The organism is Arthrobacter monumenti (assembly GCF_054511255.1).
In genome coordinates, this window is sequence record NZ_JBTNCY010000006.1 from 38078 (window position 1) to 53801 (window position 15724).

Consider the following 15724-nt stretch of genomic DNA (forward strand, 5'->3'; position numbering starts at 1 on the left):
GCCATATGACCGTCCCTAATGTCGCAGATGCTTTGACCACTGCGGCTATCCACGTGCTCGACAACAACTGGGCAGGTTCGCACACCCTGCCGGCCAGCGGCCTCTACCCACATCAATGGAGTTGGGATTCAGGCTTCATCGCGATGGGTCTGCGCCATGTCCACCAGGAACGGGCACAACTCGAACTCGAATCGCTCCTGAACGGCCAATGGGCCGATGGACGCGTCCCGCAAATTGTTTACGACGTCAGCCGGGATGACGATTACTCGCCCGGCGCCTCCTTCTGGCGGTCCACCCAGCATGCCGCCGCACCATCAGTGCCAACCACCGGTCTGATCCAACCGCCCAATCATGCATGGGCCGCGTGGGAAGTGCATCAAGCCCATCCCACCTCCCCCGGCACTAAAGAGTTTCTGGCCCGGGTTTACCCACGGCTTGTCGCATGGCACGATTACCTGGCCTCCCGCCGGACCCTTGGGAGTGGACCGCTCGCCGCCGTGGTCCACCCCTGGGAATCCGGCATGGACAACTCGCCCCTTTGGGATGAGGCGCTCGCCCGCGTTCCCAGTACGCCTCAGCACCAGGTCAACCGTCCGGATCTTGCGCACGCGGACATGACGGAACGGCCCAGCGAAAAGGAGTACGGCAAGTACTACTGGTTGGCTGAGCAGTATCGAGACCAGCACCTCGACGATGTGCATGCGGAACTCAGTTTCGTTATGGAAGACCCGACTTTTAATGCACTGTGGGCGCGGTCAGAGCTGGCCCTGGCCAGCATTGCGGAAGTTATTGGTGCGGACTCGTCGATTCATCGGAATCGGGCACAGGACCTTACCTCGGCACTGGCAAGCTTGTACGACGAGGAACTTGGGCTGTTCACCGCCCGGGACGTGATCACCGGTACCTTGGTGCGCAAAGCGACAATTTCGGGGATCATTCCGCTAATCCTGCCGGACCTGGCACAAGCACCAGCTGTTCTCAGAACTCTCATGGGACCGAAATTCCTCGAGGGACGGCCCTTCATGGTACCCAGTTACGATGTCTTGGCTGAAGACTTCGAGCCCAATCAGTACTGGCGTGGCCCGGCATGGTTCAATATGACCTGGCTGGTCATCCTCGGACTACGCACCTATGGCGGTGATGCCGAGGCTGACCGGTTGGCCCAAAATCTGTGCGACCTTGCGTTCCAACACGATTTTCCCGAATATGTACATCCTGGCACCGGAACGCCGCATGGGACCCGGAACTTTAGCTGGACAGCATCCTTGGCCCTCGATCTTGTGCAAACGGGCGGACCTGCAGCCCGGATCTCGGCCGGATCAGGAGTCCCGAAGTGAAGACCAATTCCGACAACCTGTCCCGCTCCGGTAAACAAGCTCCGATGACCGTTCCATCGAATACAACTCAATACAACAAGCAACCGACTATCGCCGTGTCCGACGCACACCCTGTCTGGCAAGGGGCCGATGCTTGGCGCACGATCGCTGCGCATGCGGAAAAAGACTTCGAGGGTGTACCGGTTGTTGTCGTCGACACGTACCCCGGTGTAGCCATGGACGAACTTGAATCCTCCATTCGGGCCGCTCTTCCCTCCTTTGCTGTCATCAATGTCGAAAGCGCGGCGGCTAAGCCTATCAGCGAGATTGACCGCATGATCCAGCGGAATTTAACCGATGACAGGGTTTTTGGGGTGATGAGCCATCACGAGCTTGAGGAGTTTTATGATTCAGACAAACTTGCGGGGTTAGCCGAGGATGTCCGTGCTGCGCGCATGCCGACCGTTCTGCTGGGTTGGGGCGCCGCTTTGGTTCCGATCCACAAGTCGACCTTGGTCCTGGCGGATATGGCGCGGTGGGAAATCCAGCAGCGCCAGCGCCGTGGCGCACCAAATTGGCGATGCGACAATGCGGATGAGGACAACCTCCGCAAGATTAAGCGTGGTTTCTTCATTGAGTGGCGGGTCGCGGACCGGCACAAGCGGAGCTTATTTTCCTCGCTGGACTTCGTTCTCGATACGAACCGCTCAACCTCGGAGGCGCGGTTGATCAGCGCCGCGGCGTTCAATGCAGGCATGGCCGCTGCGGTCAGTTCCCCGTTTCGAGTAGTGCCCTTTTTTGACCCAGGCGTGTGGGGCGGGCAATGGATGAAGGAGGTGTGCGGTCTCGACACTTCGGCAGCTAACTATGCTTGGTGCTTTGACTGTGTCCCCGAAGAAAACAGTGTCCTGCTCCAGTTCGGCACGGAAATCGTCGAGTTGCCTGCCATGGACGTCGTACTCACACACCCAGAGGCACTTCTCGGTGGGTTGACCTATGCGCGTTTCGGAGCGGAATTCCCCATACGGTTCGACTTCCTGGACACCATGGAGGGTGGAAATCTCTCCCTTCAGGTTCATCCCCTGACGGACTATATCCAGAACGTCTTCGGCATGCACTACACGCAGGATGAGAGCTATTATCTGCTCGACGCAGCCGATGATGCCGTCGTTTATCTCGGGGTAAAAACGGGCGCCGATCCAGAGGCGGCTCTAAAAGCGCTTGAGGCTTCTTCCCGGGGCGAAGTCGATTTTCCAGTGGAAGACTTTATCAACGTGTTTCCCGCGAAAAAGCATGACCATTTCTCGATACCTGCCGGCACTGTGCACTGCTCGGGGGCCGATTCGATGGTGCTGGAGATATCAGCGACGCCGTACATTTTTACCTTCAAGATGTGGGACTGGGGCCGGGTTGGTCTTGATGGGGTGCCTCGTCCGATTCATCTGGAGCATGCCCAGCGGAACATCCAGTGGGACCGTGACACCGAGTGGACAAAAGCGAACCTCATCGACCAGGTGGAAACAATGGATTCCGGTCCGGGATGGGTAGAGGAGCGAACAGGACTGCATGAGCTGGAGTTCGTTGAGGTCCGCCGGCACTGGTTCGAGGGCGTAGTCGAGCATGACACTGGTGGAACCGTGAACGTTCTCAACCTCGTCGAAGGACCGGAAGCCGTTGTCGAGAGCCCAACTGGAGATTTCGCCCCATTCGTGGTGCATTATGCCGAAACGTTCATAGTTCCCGCTGCCGTCGGACCGTATCGCATCCGTCCGCATGGCAGAGGCGTTGGTACGCGGCTGGGAACCGTCAAAGCATCGGTACGAGGCACGGGAACCCGCGCGGACCGAAAGAACTGACCCGAATATGCTCCAATCCGGGTCCTGATGGCACTGATTGGGCTGTTACTTGGCGCGCAACTTACCGCAGGTGCCGGACCCAGTACGCGGCGCCGGAGAGGGCGGCATCAGTGTTCTGTTCCGCTGGTTTCATAACAAGGGCTTCCAGCGAAGGCACTGCGCGCATAAGTCCCGTCCGAATCGAGGGCTCAACAATGTCCCATGAGCGGGCCATCGAGCCTCCAATCACTAAAACACTGGCGTTGAATCCGTAAATGGCCGGTCCAAGCGCCATCCCGAGGTTCTCAAACGCCACCCGCAATACCCGGCCCGCCGCTTCGTCTCCACGGCGGCTGCGTTCAGCGATGTCGTGGACATCCGGCCCGCCGTTCCCGACCAATCCGGCAGCGCTCGCATAAGCTTTACGGATCGCACGGCGGGACACCGTGTGCTCCAGCGGACGTCCAAGATAGTCAAGCCGATGAACGCTCCCGTCGGTTGGTACCAAGGGGCCACTTTTTACCGGTTTTCCCCGCTCGAGAAATGCGGAACCTATCCCGGTGCCGAGCGTTACGCAAACGGCACGGTCGTGTCCCCGTGCTGCCCCGGCCGCAAACTCACCTACGCCGAAAGCGTCAGCATCGTTGAGGAAATGTACGTCCCTTGGCTTCGGCCGAATACCAGCAACCAACTCGTTGCGAAGATTGATTCCAAAGAGACTGTCGAACTTTCCAACGTGCTCGAACAATCCGATCCCGTTTTCGTAATCGAAAGGTCCCGGAATTGCTATGGACCAAGTACCGGAATGGCCACCACCTAAGGTATTCGCCGCCGATACCAACCCACGTACCAGCTCTTCAGCAGTCCCGTGCGCAGACAACGGCAGGTGAATGAGCGAACTCCGCTGCACCTCGAAGGTTGCATCGTTCACCAGTGCCGCTGTCACATGAGTGCCACCCACTTCGAGAACAGGGATCGAAGTCCTCTTCGTCATCTCTTCGCCCTGCCGCTCTCTTGGCTGTAGGTTATGGGCCGCCGATGTGTGCCCGTCCGACAGAAGCCTATTTCGCGAAGTAGTCCGCTCCCCCGACGTATTCGGTATGCCCGGTTTCGGCTTCCATCGAGACGGCTTTGGCAACCTCGGCGGCGAACTCCTCGACCGAGTACAGCCGGCCAGCCTCCTGGCGCCGCGCTTCGATGGCTCCGGGGCTTGAGCGGTCAAGCAGCCGCGAGGTGACGGTCCCCTCGATCATGTCGCCCGAGACGACAATGAAAGAGATTCCCTTCTCCTCCAAGGCAGGAACGAGTTCCCGCAATGCATCCTCGCCGGCACGCTTGCTCCTGGCCACCGGCTCGTATTCGGGCATGGTGGGAACGGTGTTGATGAAGTGCGCCTGATGGCTGGTCACAAAGACCACCCGGGAACCGGCCGGCATGTGTTCGATGGCGGCGTTGAGAGTGTTGACCTGCGCGTCACGGTTGAGCTTGAGGGCGTAGTCCTCCCCCATGCCGGTTTCCATCCCGCCGGAGGCATTCAGCACCAGCACATCCAGCCCGCCAAAGTTCTCCAGCGCTGCCCCGATCAGGGAGTCGACACCCTCGGTCTGGGTCAGATCCGCACCGACTGCGACGGCTTTTCCGCCAGCCTCTTCTATTGCAGACACTACTTTGTTGGCCCGGGGTGCCTTCTGCCGGTAATTGACGACGACGGCGGCACCCTCACCTGCCAGCAGGGTTGCCACCTCGGCGCCGATCCCGCGCGAGGAACCGGTCACAACTGCTGTCTTGCCGTCAAGCTTGCCCATGAGAGCCCTTCTTGTAGATATCCGTCAACGTGTGAGTCTGCCAACCATCATGCCAGCCCCTGTGGCCCGAATCCGTTGTAGGAAACGCACAAACTCTTAGTGACCCATCCCGAGTCCGCCGTCGACCGGGATGACCGCTCCAGAGATGTAGGCCGCCTCGTCGCTCGCGACCCAGCGGACCACCTTGGCGACCTCCTCGGTTTCGGCGAAGCGCCCGGCCGGGATCGAGGAGAGGTAGGTCTTCTGCGTGTCTTCGGGCAGCGCCGCAGTCATTTCGGTGTTGATGAATCCGGGTGCGACCACGTTGGCGGTGATATTGCGTGATCCCAATTCACGGGTCAGGGAGCGTGCCATTCCGATCATGCCGGATTTCGAGGCGGCGTAGTTGATCTGGCCGGGCGAACCGTAGAGGCCGACGACCGAGGAAATCAGCACCACGCGGCCCTTCCGGAGCCGGATCATTCCCTTGCTGGCGCGCTTGATCACCCGGAACGCGCCGGTGAGGTTCGTGTCCACCACACTCGAGAAGTCGTCTTCGCTCATCCGCAGCAGCAAGGTGTCCTTGGTGATGCCGGCGTTGGCCACCAGCACCTCGACCGGGCCGTGAGCCTGCTCAACCTCCGTGAAGGCTGCGTCGACCGAGGCGGCGTCGGTCACGTCGGCCTTGACGCCAAGGAAACCTTCGGGGACATCTCCACTGCGGTAGGTGATGGCAACCTTGTCCCCGGCCTCCGCGAACGCCTTGGCGATCGCCAGGCCGATCCCGCGGTTCCCGCCAGTGACAAGGACGCTCCGCCCGGTGTTTCCGCTTTCCTGCTGACCGTCCTGCATTCCATACCTCCGCCGATTGACTTCGTGGGTTATCCCCAAGATCCTAGCCGCAGGACGCCGTCGACTTTAACTACGACGCCGGCAGTGAGAGAATTGGAAGGTCCCCATTTGGAGCGTGATGAGCAGAAGACCACACGGTAAGACGGAACGAGATCCCGACGTTCACAGCATCACCGATGCACGGGTGCCCCACACAGACGAGATGCGCACGCGGATGATCAAATACTCGGTCTCCATGGGTATCCGCGTGGTGTGCCTGATCCTGGTCTTCTTCACCAGTGGGTGGTTGCAGTGGGCGTTTATCGCCGGTGCGGTTTTCCTGCCGTACTTCGCCGTCATCATTGCCAACGGTGGCAGTGATACCAGCAAACTGCAGCACAGCGACTCGCTGTTGGATGCCCCGCCGGCGCGCGAACTGGAGGCGGGCGCCACGGATACCGCGGGGCAAGCGTCAGCCGGCGGTGAACGGGACGGCGAGGAGGAGGACCCCGACGGCGTGGTGCAGGGCGAAGTGGTCGACGACGTGCCACCGGCCCCGGACACGGAAGAAGAACCAGCACCCGAACCACCATGGACAGCACCGGAACACACGGAACAGCAGCACGACGGGCAGGAGCACCGCCACACATTATGAGCTTTCTCGATTCGCTCTCCGGCGACCCCCAGACGCAGGGGCCCGAACGGACGACCTGCTCCCGCAAAGCCTGCCGCAACATGGCTGGCTGGCAGTTGCTGTGGAACAATCCCAAAATCCACACGCCGGACCGGCGGAAAATCTGGGTGGCCTGCGACGAACACGTCGACTGGCTCCAGGACTACCTCCAGTTGCGCGGCCTCTGGAAAGAAACCCTGCCCCTGAAAAATGAGGAAGGGTAGCTCACGACGTGTACCGATTCCTCTTCACCCCCAAATGGTTGGGGTGGTTCGCACTCGTCATCATCCTCTCGCTGGCCTGTGTTGCCCTGGGTATGTGGCAAATGGACCGGCGGAATGAGGCGGTGGCCGAGGTCGAGAAGATCGAAGGCAATTACGACGCCGAACCCTTGGACTTCGGCCAGGCCCGCCAATACTTCAAGGACTTTGATCCGGAACGGGAATGGACCCCGGTAACCCTCGAGGGAACCTACGACACGGAGAACCAACGGGTGGTGCGCAATCGCCCGCTGAACGGCCGCCCCGGCTATGAGGTGCTGGTGCCGTTGCGCCTGGAGAACGGTTCCGCCGTCATTATTAACCGGGGCTGGCTGCCGATCGGAAATGACACCGCCGGCCGGCCCGACGTCGTTCCGCAGCCTGCGGAGGGGGCCGTGGAGGTCACTGCGCGGCTGAAACCGGCGGAACCGGAACTCGACCGTGGCGCCCCCAAGGGGCAGCTTGCCTCCATCAACCTCGATGAGTTCACCGGGATACTGGATTATCCGGTCTATACGGACGCCTACGGACTGATGGCAAGCGAGGACCCGGCTGCGGCGAGGGCTCCGGTACCGTTGGGCAAGCCCGATATCGACACGGGTCCGCACTTGTCCTACTCGATGCAGTGGTTCGCCTTTGGCGCGCTGCTGTTTGTTGGCTACGGTTACGCCGCCCGCCAGGAGACGATGGTGGATGTGCCGCTCAGCGACCGGAACGGCCGCGGAGCCCGGGAGAACCGGAAACCCACCGCCGAGCAGGAAGAGGACGCCCTGCTCGACGCGCAGGGGTACCACTGACCGCCGTCGTGGCCGCGGCTCCTACGCCAGGCTGACGAGTTCCTGGTATTCGTCGTTCCAGTGATCCTCGATGCCATCCGGAAGCAGGACCACGCGTTCCGGATTCAACGCCTCGACGGCACCCTCATCGTGCGATACGAGAACAACTGCGCCGGTGTAGTTCCGAAGCGCGCCGAGAATCTCGTCACGGCTGGCTGGGTCCAGGTTGTTAGTGGGCTCATCCAACAGCAGCACGTTGGCCGAGGACGCCACGATGGTGGCCAACGCCAGCCGCGTTTTCTCGCCGCCCGAGAGCACTCCGGCCTTCTTGTCGACGTCGTCGCCCGAGAAAAGGAACGAACCGAGGACACCACGGACCTCGGCATCCTTCATGTCAGGTGCCGACGAGCGCATGTTCTCCAGCACCGTCCGGTTGGTGTCCAGCGTCTCGTGTTCCTGGGCGTAGTAGCCGACCTTGAGTCCGTGGCCCGGCACAACCTCGCCGGTATCGGGGCTTTCCACTCCCGCGAGCATCCGCAGCAATGTAGTCTTTCCTGCACCGTTGAGGCCAAGGATGACCACCTTGGATCCGCGGTCGATGGCCAGGTCGACGTCGGTGAAAATTTCCAGCGAGCCGTAGGACTTGCTCAGACCGTCTGCCGTCATTGGCGTTTTGCCACAGGGCGAGGGATCGGGGAAGCGCAGTGCCGCAACCCGGTCGTTGGCCCGGACCTCCTCGAGGCCCTGGAGCAAGCGGTCGGCACGCTTGGCCATATTCTGTGCCGCCGTCGCCTTAGTGGCCTTGGCCCGCATCTTGTTCGCCTGGTCCATCAGGACGCCGGCCTTTTTCTCCGCGTTGGCGCGCTCACGCCGTCGGGCCCGCTCATCGGTTTCCCGCTGGAGCTGATAGCGCTTCCAATTCATGTTGTAGATGTCGATGATCGAGCGGTTCGCGTCGAGGTAGAACACCTTGTTCACGGTGCTTTCCATCAACTCGACATCGTGACTGATGACAATCAACCCGCCCTGATGGTTTTTGAGGAATTCCCGCAGCCAGATGATGGAATCCGCATCCAGGTGGTTGGTCGGCTCATCGAGAAGCATGGTGTCGGCGCCGGAAAACAGAATGCGCGCGAGTTCCACGCGGCGGCGCTGGCCACCGGAAAGAGTCTTTAGTGGCTGCTCCAGGATCCGCTCCGGCAGGGACAGATTGGAAGCAATGGCTCCGGCCTCGGCCTCGGCGGCATATCCCCCGCTGCTGAGGAACTGGCTTTCGATCCGGTCATACCGGCCCATCGCCTTGTCCCTGACGGTGGGATCCTCGCTGGCCATTTCGGCCTCGGTTTGGCGCAGTTTCCGGGTGACGACGTCGAGGTCCCGGGCGGAGAGGATCCGGTCCCGGGCCAGCTGTTCAAGATTTCCGGTGCGCGGGTCCTGCGGCAGGTAGCCGATCTCCCCGGAGCGCGAGACGTTGCCGGCGGCGGGAACACTCTCTCCGGCAAGTACGCGGGTCAGCGTGGTTTTACCGGCGCCGTTGCGGCCGACCAGGCCAATCTTGTCCCCTTTGTCGATGCGGAATGACACCCCGTCCATCAGCAATCGTGCGCCGGCGCGCAGCTCGAGGTTGGAGACGGTAATCACAAAGGGGCCTTTCACAGACAATAACGGGCGTTGAGTCCCTTGTTCAGGGCCATGAGCAACCTTTCTATTCTACCGGGATGAGTTTAACCAGCAAACATAGCGTGAAGGCAGGCCCCTTGAAACCGCCGCACACGACTTTGTAGTACTTCTACAATTGCAACCTCGCGTGGCGGCGCTATTCTCTTTAGGGACACGGTTAGACATTGTCGGATCACTACAGAGTCGAACAGCAAGGAACACCAATGCCACACCCCACTTCCAACAGGCGGGCTTCTGCCGTTCAGGACGGCACAGAGCACCCGATTCGCCGAGGCAGGCGCTCCTGGAACGCCACTGATCTGTCACTGATTGCGGTTTTCGCCGCCCTGACAGCAGCATTCGCGTTAATGCCGGCCATACCGGTTGGCGCAGTGGGCGTGCCGATCACGCTGCAGACCTTGGCGGTAATGCTTACCGGTGTGATTCTGGGCCCTGGCCGCGGTGCTGCCGCTATCGGACTCTACCTGGCAGCCGGGCTCGCCGGGCTGCCAATCTTCGCCGGCTTCAGTGGCGGGTTGGGTGTGCTGGCGGGCCCATCGGCCGGCTACCTGATTTCATTCCCATTGGCCGCCGCAGTGGCAGGTTGGCTTTCCGGAGTAGTCCTGAAGCGGGTGCGCCGGATGCGCTATATTTTGGTATTCCTCGCCTGCACGGCCGCCTCCCTCCTGGTCATCCATCCGCTGGGCATCGCCGGGATGATGGTTAACCTGAACCTGGATCTTCGCACGGCGGTCCTGGCTGACATCGTGTTCCTGCCGGGAGACGTCATCAAAAACCTGGTCGCAGCAGCGATGGGCCTGACCGTCTACAGGGCTTTCCCCCGGTTGTTGGACCGTACCGGCGCGTGAGCCTGGTTTCTTTCGACGGAGTTTCGGTCTCGGTCCCCGTCCCGGGGCAGGACCGGAAGCAGCTGCTGTCCGGCGTCGATCTCCGGCTGGACGAGCCACGGATCGCCGTCATTGGCGCCAACGGGTCCGGCAAGTCCACCTTGCTGAGACTGATCAATGGACTGATCGTCCCGAGCCGGGGCGAAGTGACGGTGAATGGGCTGAGCACGCGGAACCAGGGCTCCAAGGTACGCCGGCAGGTGGGCTTCGTCTTCACTGATCCCTTGTCCCAGCTGGTGATGCCGACTGGCCGTGAGGACATCGAGTTGTCGCTGCGCGCCAGCGTCCGGGACCGGTCCAGCCGTCACGCTGCTGCGGAACGGGTGCTGGCGGATTTCGGCCTGCTGGAGCTTGCCGACCAGAGTATCTATGACCTCTCCGGCGGTGAACGGCAACTGCTGGCGCTGGCCACAGTCCTCGCCGTGTCGCCGCAGATCCTGGTGGCTGACGAGCCGACGACGCTGCTCGATCTGCGCAATGGAATCCGGATCGGCAGGCTGCTGGAAGAACTTCCGCAGCAACTGATTTTGTCCACACACGACCTTGACCTCGCTGCCAGGGCCGACCGGATCCTGGTCATCGACGACGGCAAGGTGGCCTACGACGGCGGCCCGGAAGCGGCCATCGGCTTCTACCGGAAACTGGCGGCCGGCGGAGTGCAGCACTAGTGCGCGGCCATGCCCACCTGCTCGGTGCCTATGTACCGGGTCAGTCCCTGCTGCACCGCGCACCACTGTGGCTGAAGTTCACCGCCGTCGTAGTGTTGTCGGCCCTTGTGCTGGGACTGCGGCAACTGGACGTGACCCTCGTCGTCCTCGCGCTGGTGCTCGCCGCGGGGCTTCTCGCCCGCCTCGGGGCCGGTACGGTGTTGCGCCCGCTGCGGGCAATGGCGCCGGTGCTGTTGGTACTCGGCGCTTTTCAGTGGTGGGCCAACGGACTGGAGGTGGCCGCCGTCGTCGTACTGGACATCTTGACCTGCGTACTGGCTGCCCGGTTGCTGACGCTGACCACCACTGGCCAGCGCCTGCTCGATGGCATGGTCTCCGCAGCCAAGCCCTTCCGCTTCCTGGGCGCAGACCCCGAGCGGTTCGGCCTGACCCTGTCGCTGATGGTGCGCAGCATCCCCTACCTGCTCGGCTCGGCGGCGGACGTGCGCGATGCCGCCAAAGCCCGCGGCCTGGAGCGCAGTCCACGCGCCCTGCTGATGCCGGTGATCATCAACGCTGTCGCCTATGCGCGGCAGACCGGTGAGGCGCTTTCGGCCCGGGGGCTCGGAGAGAAGCACACGGATCAGACCGCGTATGGCGGCCCGGAATCCTGACTGCTTAAATGCTGAAGGCCGGTGTTCGTCGAACACCGACCTTCAGTCCTGCTAACACTGCAACTAGATATTGAACCCGAGGGCACGCATCTGGTCGCGGCCATCCTCGGTGATCCGTTCCGGACCCCACGGCGGCATCCAGACCCAGTTCAGGCGCCATTCGTCGACGACGCCGTCAAGACACTGGGCGATCTGCTCCTCCAGGACGTCCTGCAGCGGGCAGGCCGCCGTCGTGAGGGTCATGTCGATCAGCAAGGCGCCGTCTTCGGCATATGTGATGCCGTAGAGCAGGCCAAGGTCGACGACGTTGACTCCGAGTTCGGGGTCAATCACATCTTTGAGCGCCTCTTCGACGTCCTCAAGGCTGGTCGGTGCTGCTTGTACTTCAGCCATTTTCGCCCTCCTGGTTCCGGGGGTTGTCAGTATCTAAATGCTACGCGGTGACAGCGTCGGACGCATCAAACCGGTCGTAACCTTCGTCTTCCAGCCGGTCGGCCAGTTCAGGGCCGCCCTCTTCGGCAACACGGCCATCGATGAAGACATGGACGAAGTCCGGCTTGATGTAGCGCAGGATCCGCGTGTAGTGCGTGATGAGGAGGGTACCCATGTTGCCGGCACTCTGGGCGCGGTTGACGCCCTCGGAGACAACCTTGAGCGCGTCTACGTCGAGGCCGGAGTCCGTCTCATCGAGGATAGCGAAGCGGGGCTTGAAGAGTTCCATCTGCAGGATCTCGATCCGCTTCTTCTCGCCGCCGGAGAAGCCTTCGTTGACGTTACGCGAGGCGAAGTCCTCTTCGATCCGCAGCTGGGCCATGGCCGCCTTGACGTCCTTGGTCCAGGTCCGCAGTTTGGGTGCTTCACCGTCGATCGCGGTCTTGGCGGTGCGGAGGAAGTTGGTCATGGTCACGCCGGGGACCTCGACCGGGTACTGCATCGCCAGGAAAAGTCCGGCGCGGGCACGCTGGTCAACGGTCATGGCCAGCACATCGTCACCGTCAAGGGTGATGGAGCCGCTGTCGACGGTGTAGCGCGGGTGCCCGGCGATGGTCGATGCCAGGGTGGACTTGCCGGAGCCGTTGGGGCCCATGATGGCGTGTGTCTCGCCGGTGTTCACCGTCAGGTTCACACCTTTGAGGATCTGCTTGGTTCCCTGCTCAGTTTCAATACTGACGTGCAGGTCCCGAATCTCAAGAGTAGACATTGCTCTTAGTTCTCCTTCGCGCTTTTAGCAGCGGCTTTCTTTAGTAAAGCTTCGTCGGGGGCCTTCGCCCCGTTGATCACCGTGGTGACGTCCACGAATACGTTTGAATCGTCAATGGCCAGCGCGAACACCGGAACGGGTTCGAAGGCCGGCGGGCTCAGCGGCTCGCCGGTGCGCAGGTCGAACTGGCTGCCGTGGCCCCAGCATTCGATCGCGCAGTCTTCGACGTCGCCCTCGGCCAGGGAGATATCCGCATGGGAGCAGGTATCACCAAGGGCGTGGATTTCGCCGTCGGAGTCCCGGACGACGACCACCGGATATCCGTACACCAATACCCGCAGTGCCGCATTGACCTGAAGATCCTGCTCCTTGCAGACCAACTGTCCTGCAGCCATCAGTAGTCCCCCGCCTCGAGTTCGTGCTCGACGGCGGCCTGCAGGCGTTCCTCCAGGGCGGGCACGCGGATCTGCTGGATGATTTCATTCAGGAAGCCGCGGACAACCAGCCGGCGGGCGACGTCCTCGGGGATCCCGCGGGACTGCAGGTAGAAGAGCTGCTCGTCGTCGAACCGGCCCGTGGTGCTGGCGTGGCCGGCACCTTCGATCAGTCCGGTTTCGATCTCCAGGTTGGGGACCGAGTCCGCGCGTGCTCCGTCGGACAGCACGAGGTTGCGGTTCACCTCGTAGGTGTCCGTTCCTTCTGCTTCCTTGCGGATCAGCACATCGCCGACCCAGACGGTGCGGGCATCCTGGCCCTGCAGCGCGCCCTTGTAGGAAACGCGCGACTTGCAGTTCGGGACCGCGTGGTCAACGAAGAGCCGCTGCTCAAAGTGCTGGCCGGCGTCGGCAAAGTAGAGACCGAACATCTCCACGTCCCCGCCCGGGCCCGCGAAACGGGACGACGGCGTCACCCGCACCACATCGCCGCCAAGGCTGACGATGACGTGCTTGAGTTTGGCGTCGCGCCCGATCTTCGCCTGCTGGGCACTGGCGTGGACGGTTTCGTCGTCCCAGTCCTGGATGCTGACAACGGTCAGCTGGGCGCCGTCCTGGACGTCCATTTCCACGTTCTCGGCCACGACGGCGGAACCGCGGTGGTCGAGGACGACGACTGACTTGGAGAACTTTTCAGCCTGGATCAAGACGTGGGAGGCTGCCGGATCCATACCCGCGCCGGTCAGTGTCACGGTGATTTCCGAGTCCACTTCCAGCTCCGACGGGATGGTCACGACCGTGGCTTCCTTGAAGGACGCCCAGGCCGATGCCGATACCCGGTCATCGGGAATGGCCGCAACCCCGATGCGGGCGTCGTCGCGTCCGACGGTCTCCACGCGGACGGCGTCGGGCTTGTCCACCTGAACCGTCGGCGCAGGGCCGTTCAGTTCGTCGGTGTGCAGGCCGGCCAGCCGGTTCAGCGGAGTGAAGCGCCAATCCTCTTCACGGCCGGTGAGGGCCGGGAAGTCGGACAGGTTGTATGAAGTCAGCCGTCCGGCACGCGAGCTGTCCGAGACTCCGGCTCCGCCGCCATGTGAATGGGCTTTGGCGCCGTGCTGCTCAGTGCTGACGTTGTCCGTGGAGAGGTTTTCACCTTCCTCATTCATGCCGGCGATGGCTGGACTGGGCGCTCCGATACGTGCTTTTTCATCCGTTACGGTCTGCGCTGTGTCGTTAGTCATTAACCGACGGCTCCTTCCATCTGGAGTTCAATGAGGCGGTTCAGCTCGAGGGCGTATTCCATCGGCAGTTCGCGGGCAATCGGCTCGATGAAGCCGCGCACGATCATGGCCATGGCCTCGTCCTCGGGCATGCCGCGGGACTGGAGGTAGAACAGCTGTTCTTCGCTGACGCGGGAGACAGTTGCCTCGTGGCCCATCGTGACGTCGTCCTCGCGGATGTCGACGTAGGGGTAAGTATCCGAACGCGAAATGGTGTCCACCAGCAATGCATCGCAGCGGACGGTATTGGCGGAATGTTCTGCGCCTTCACGCACCTGCACCAACCCGCGGTAGGCCGCACGGCCACCGCCGCGTGCCACCGACTTGGAGATGATGGAGGACTTCGTGTTCGGAGCGATGTGGACCATCTTGGATCCGGTGTCCTGATGCTGGCCCTCGCCGGCGAAAGCCACCGAGAGCGTCTCGCCCTTGGCGTGCTCGCCGACCAGGTAGACGGCCGGGTACTTCATGGTCACCTTGGAACCGATGTTGCCATCGATCCACTCCATGGTGGCGCCTTCTTCGGCGATCGCGCGCTTGGTCACCAGGTTGTACACGTTGTTCGACCAGTTCTGGATGGTCGTGTAACGGACGCGGGAGCCCTTCTTGCAGATGATCTCCACGACGGCCGAGTGCAGCGAGTCCGAGGTGTAGATCGGAGCCGTGCAACCTTCGATGTAGTGAACGTAGGAGTCCTCATCCGCGATGATCAGCGTCCGCTCGAACTGGCCCATGTTCTCGGTGTTGATGCGGAAGTAGGCCTGCAGCGGAATCTCGACATGCACGCCCTTGGGGACGTAGACGAAGGAACCGCCGGACCAGACGGCCGAGTTCAGTGAAGCGAACTTGTTGTCGCCGACGGGGATGACCGTGCCGAAGTATTCCTGGAAGATCTCCGGGTGCTCACGCAGTGCGGTATCGGTGTCCAGGAAGATGACGCCCTGGGCTTCCAAATCCTCGCGGAGCTGGTGGTAAACAACCTCGGACTCGTACTGGGCAGCAACCCCAGAGACCAGCCGGCTGCGCTCCGCTTCGGGGATGCCCAGCTTTTCGTAGGTGTTCTTAATGTCTTCGGGGAGGTCATCCCAGGTCTGCGCCTGCTTCTCGGTGGAGCGGACGAAATACTTGATGTTGTCGAAGTCAATGCCAGAGAGGTCTGCACCCCAGGTCGGCATTGGCTTGCGGTCGAAGTATTTCAAGCCCTTGAGCCGCATGTTGAGCATCCACTCGGGCTCGTCCTTCTTGGCGGAGATGTCGCGGACGACTTCCTCGCTCAGGCCACGGCGCGCGGTGGCGCCGGCCACGTCGGAGTCGGCCCAGCCATACTCGTAGCTGCCGATGCCCTCAAGCTCCGGGTTCTTCTCCAGAATGTCGCTAATGACTGGATTCGGAATATCAGTGTCGCGGACTGTTTGTTCCGTCATCACGGCCTTCCTTTTTGGGGGT

At 61.9% G+C, this 15724-nt stretch carries 17 protein-coding genes; 8 read left to right on the forward strand and 9 right to left on the reverse strand.

Translation table 11 applies throughout. The features are described from left to right. Nucleotides 1–5: 5 nt before the first annotated feature. The gene (locus ACX80B_RS10095; RefSeq protein ID WP_459295665.1) at nt 6–1337 is read left to right on the forward strand and encodes an MGH1-like glycoside hydrolase domain-containing protein; all 1332 of its coding nucleotides are present in this window, start codon (nt 6–8) and stop codon (nt 1335–1337) included. After that, complete coding sequence (locus ACX80B_RS10100) at nt 1334–3172, forward strand: class I mannose-6-phosphate isomerase (RefSeq protein WP_459295667.1); 1839 nt, start codon at nt 1334–1336, stop codon at nt 3170–3172. The genes ACX80B_RS10095 and ACX80B_RS10100 overlap by 4 nt, the downstream gene beginning before the upstream one ends. 61 nt (nt 3173–3233) lie before the next feature. Here ACX80B_RS10100 and ACX80B_RS10105 read toward each other — a convergent pair whose 3' ends face one another. The 3 genes from ACX80B_RS10105 to fabG all read right to left on the reverse strand — a co-directional run bounded on the left by ACX80B_RS10105 (nt 3234) and on the right by fabG (nt 5787). After that, nucleotides 3234–4145 (reverse strand): ROK family protein, encoded by a 912-nt coding sequence (locus ACX80B_RS10105; protein WP_459295669.1) that lies wholly within the window; start codon nt 4143–4145, stop codon nt 3234–3236. Nucleotides 4146–4212: 67 nt separating this feature from the next. After that, nucleotides 4213–4956, reverse strand: a complete 744-nt coding sequence (locus tag ACX80B_RS10110; protein ID WP_459295671.1) for an SDR family oxidoreductase — start codon at nt 4954–4956, stop codon at nt 4213–4215. A gap of 96 nt (nt 4957–5052) precedes the next feature. Next, nucleotides 5053–5787, reverse strand: a complete 735-nt coding sequence (gene fabG / locus ACX80B_RS10115; protein WP_459295673.1) for a 3-oxoacyl-ACP reductase FabG — start codon at nt 5785–5787, stop codon at nt 5053–5055. A gap of 118 nt (nt 5788–5905) precedes the next feature. On the opposite strand from fabG, the gene ACX80B_RS10120 reads away from it, so the two are divergent. The 3 genes from ACX80B_RS10120 to ACX80B_RS10130 are packed head-to-tail and all read left to right on the forward strand — an operon-like array spanning nt 5906 to nt 7496. Continuing rightward, nucleotides 5906–6421 (forward strand): DUF3099 domain-containing protein, encoded by a 516-nt coding sequence (locus ACX80B_RS10120; protein ID WP_459295675.1) that lies wholly within the window; start codon nt 5906–5908, stop codon nt 6419–6421. Then, the gene (locus tag ACX80B_RS10125; RefSeq protein WP_459295677.1) at nt 6418–6663 is read left to right on the forward strand and encodes a hypothetical protein; all 246 of its coding nucleotides are present in this window, start codon (nt 6418–6420) and stop codon (nt 6661–6663) included. Before ACX80B_RS10120 ends, ACX80B_RS10125 begins: the two co-directional genes overlap by 4 nt. An 8-nt stretch (nt 6664–6671) precedes the next feature. Next, nucleotides 6672–7496 (forward strand): SURF1 family cytochrome oxidase biogenesis protein, encoded by an 825-nt coding sequence (locus ACX80B_RS10130; RefSeq protein ID WP_459295679.1) that lies wholly within the window; start codon nt 6672–6674, stop codon nt 7494–7496. 21 nt (nt 7497–7517) lie between these two features. Here ACX80B_RS10130 and ACX80B_RS10135 read toward each other — a convergent pair whose 3' ends face one another. Further along, nucleotides 7518–9116, reverse strand: coding sequence for an ABC-F family ATP-binding cassette domain-containing protein (locus ACX80B_RS10135; RefSeq protein WP_459295681.1), 1599 nt, complete (start codon nt 9114–9116; stop codon nt 7518–7520). A gap of 242 nt (nt 9117–9358) precedes the next feature. Between ACX80B_RS10135 and ACX80B_RS10140 the strand changes: the two genes are divergently transcribed. From ACX80B_RS10140 to ACX80B_RS10150, 3 genes are read left to right on the forward strand one after another with little or no spacing between them, the layout of a single operon-like run. After that, nucleotides 9359–10003, forward strand: coding sequence for a biotin transporter BioY (locus ACX80B_RS10140; RefSeq protein ID WP_459295683.1), 645 nt, complete (start codon nt 9359–9361; stop codon nt 10001–10003). After that, a complete protein-coding gene (locus ACX80B_RS10145; protein WP_459295685.1) occupies nt 10000–10710 on the forward strand; it encodes an energy-coupling factor ABC transporter ATP-binding protein in 711 nt (236 codons plus the stop codon). Before ACX80B_RS10140 ends, ACX80B_RS10145 begins: the two co-directional genes overlap by 4 nt. After that, on the forward strand, nt 10710–11363 hold the full coding sequence (locus ACX80B_RS10150) for an energy-coupling factor transporter transmembrane component T family protein (protein ID WP_459295687.1): 654 nt from the start codon (nt 10710–10712) through the stop codon (nt 11361–11363). Before ACX80B_RS10145 ends, ACX80B_RS10150 begins: the two co-directional genes overlap by 1 nt. Nucleotides 11364–11426: 63 nt before the next feature. Here ACX80B_RS10150 and ACX80B_RS10155 read toward each other — a convergent pair whose 3' ends face one another. The 5 genes from ACX80B_RS10155 to sufB are packed head-to-tail and all read right to left on the reverse strand — an operon-like array spanning nt 11427 to nt 15702. Continuing rightward, a complete protein-coding gene (locus tag ACX80B_RS10155; protein ID WP_459295689.1) occupies nt 11427–11756 on the reverse strand; it encodes a metal-sulfur cluster assembly factor in 330 nt (109 codons plus the stop codon). Between the two features lie 40 nt (nt 11757–11796). Beyond that, nucleotides 11797–12564 carry a Fe-S cluster assembly ATPase SufC gene (sufC, locus tag ACX80B_RS10160; RefSeq protein ID WP_459295691.1) on the reverse strand — a complete coding sequence of 256 codons (768 nt, stop codon included), beginning with the start codon at nt 12562–12564 and terminating at the stop codon, nt 11797–11799. A gap of 5 nt (nt 12565–12569) precedes the next feature. Next, on the reverse strand, nt 12570–12959 hold the full coding sequence (locus ACX80B_RS10165; RefSeq protein ID WP_459295693.1) for a non-heme iron oxygenase ferredoxin subunit: 390 nt from the start codon (nt 12957–12959) through the stop codon (nt 12570–12572). Further along, nucleotides 12959–14239, reverse strand: a complete 1281-nt coding sequence (gene sufD / locus ACX80B_RS10170; protein WP_459295695.1) for a Fe-S cluster assembly protein SufD — start codon at nt 14237–14239, stop codon at nt 12959–12961. The genes ACX80B_RS10165 and sufD overlap by 1 nt, the downstream gene beginning before the upstream one ends. Further along, the gene (gene sufB, locus ACX80B_RS10175) at nt 14239–15702 is read right to left on the reverse strand and encodes a Fe-S cluster assembly protein SufB (RefSeq protein ID WP_459295697.1); all 1464 of its coding nucleotides are present in this window, start codon (nt 15700–15702) and stop codon (nt 14239–14241) included. The genes sufD and sufB overlap by 1 nt, the downstream gene beginning before the upstream one ends. Nucleotides 15703–15724 lie beyond the last annotated feature (22 nt).

Coding starts and splice junctions, on each gene's coding strand:
- ACX80B_RS10095 (WP_459295665.1), top strand. CDS start 6: ATGACCGTCCCTAATGTCGCAGATGCTTTGACCACTGCGGCTATCCAC.
- ACX80B_RS10105 (WP_459295669.1), bottom strand. CDS start 4,145: ATGACGAAGAGGACTTCGATCCCTGTTCTCGAAGTGGGTGGCACTCAT.
- ACX80B_RS10110 (WP_459295671.1), bottom strand. CDS start 4,956: ATGGGCAAGCTTGACGGCAAGACAGCAGTTGTGACCGGTTCCTCGCGC.
- fabG (WP_459295673.1), bottom strand. CDS start 5,787: ATGCAGGACGGTCAGCAGGAAAGCGGAAACACCGGGCGGAGCGTCCTT.
- ACX80B_RS10120 (WP_459295675.1), top strand. CDS start 5,906: ATGAGCAGAAGACCACACGGTAAGACGGAACGAGATCCCGACGTTCAC.
- ACX80B_RS10125 (WP_459295677.1), top strand. CDS start 6,418: ATGAGCTTTCTCGATTCGCTCTCCGGCGACCCCCAGACGCAGGGGCCC.
- ACX80B_RS10140 (WP_459295683.1), top strand. CDS start 9,359: ATGCCACACCCCACTTCCAACAGGCGGGCTTCTGCCGTTCAGGACGGC.
- ACX80B_RS10155 (WP_459295689.1), bottom strand. CDS start 11,756: ATGGCTGAAGTACAAGCAGCACCGACCAGCCTTGAGGACGTCGAAGAG.
- sufC (WP_459295691.1), bottom strand. CDS start 12,564: ATGTCTACTCTTGAGATTCGGGACCTGCACGTCAGTATTGAAACTGAG.
- ACX80B_RS10165 (WP_459295693.1), bottom strand. CDS start 12,959: ATGGCTGCAGGACAGTTGGTCTGCAAGGAGCAGGATCTTCAGGTCAAT.
- sufD (WP_459295695.1), bottom strand. CDS start 14,239: ATGACTAACGACACAGCGCAGACCGTAACGGATGAAAAAGCACGTATC.
- sufB (WP_459295697.1), bottom strand. CDS start 15,702: ATGACGGAACAAACAGTCCGCGACACTGATATTCCGAATCCAGTCATT.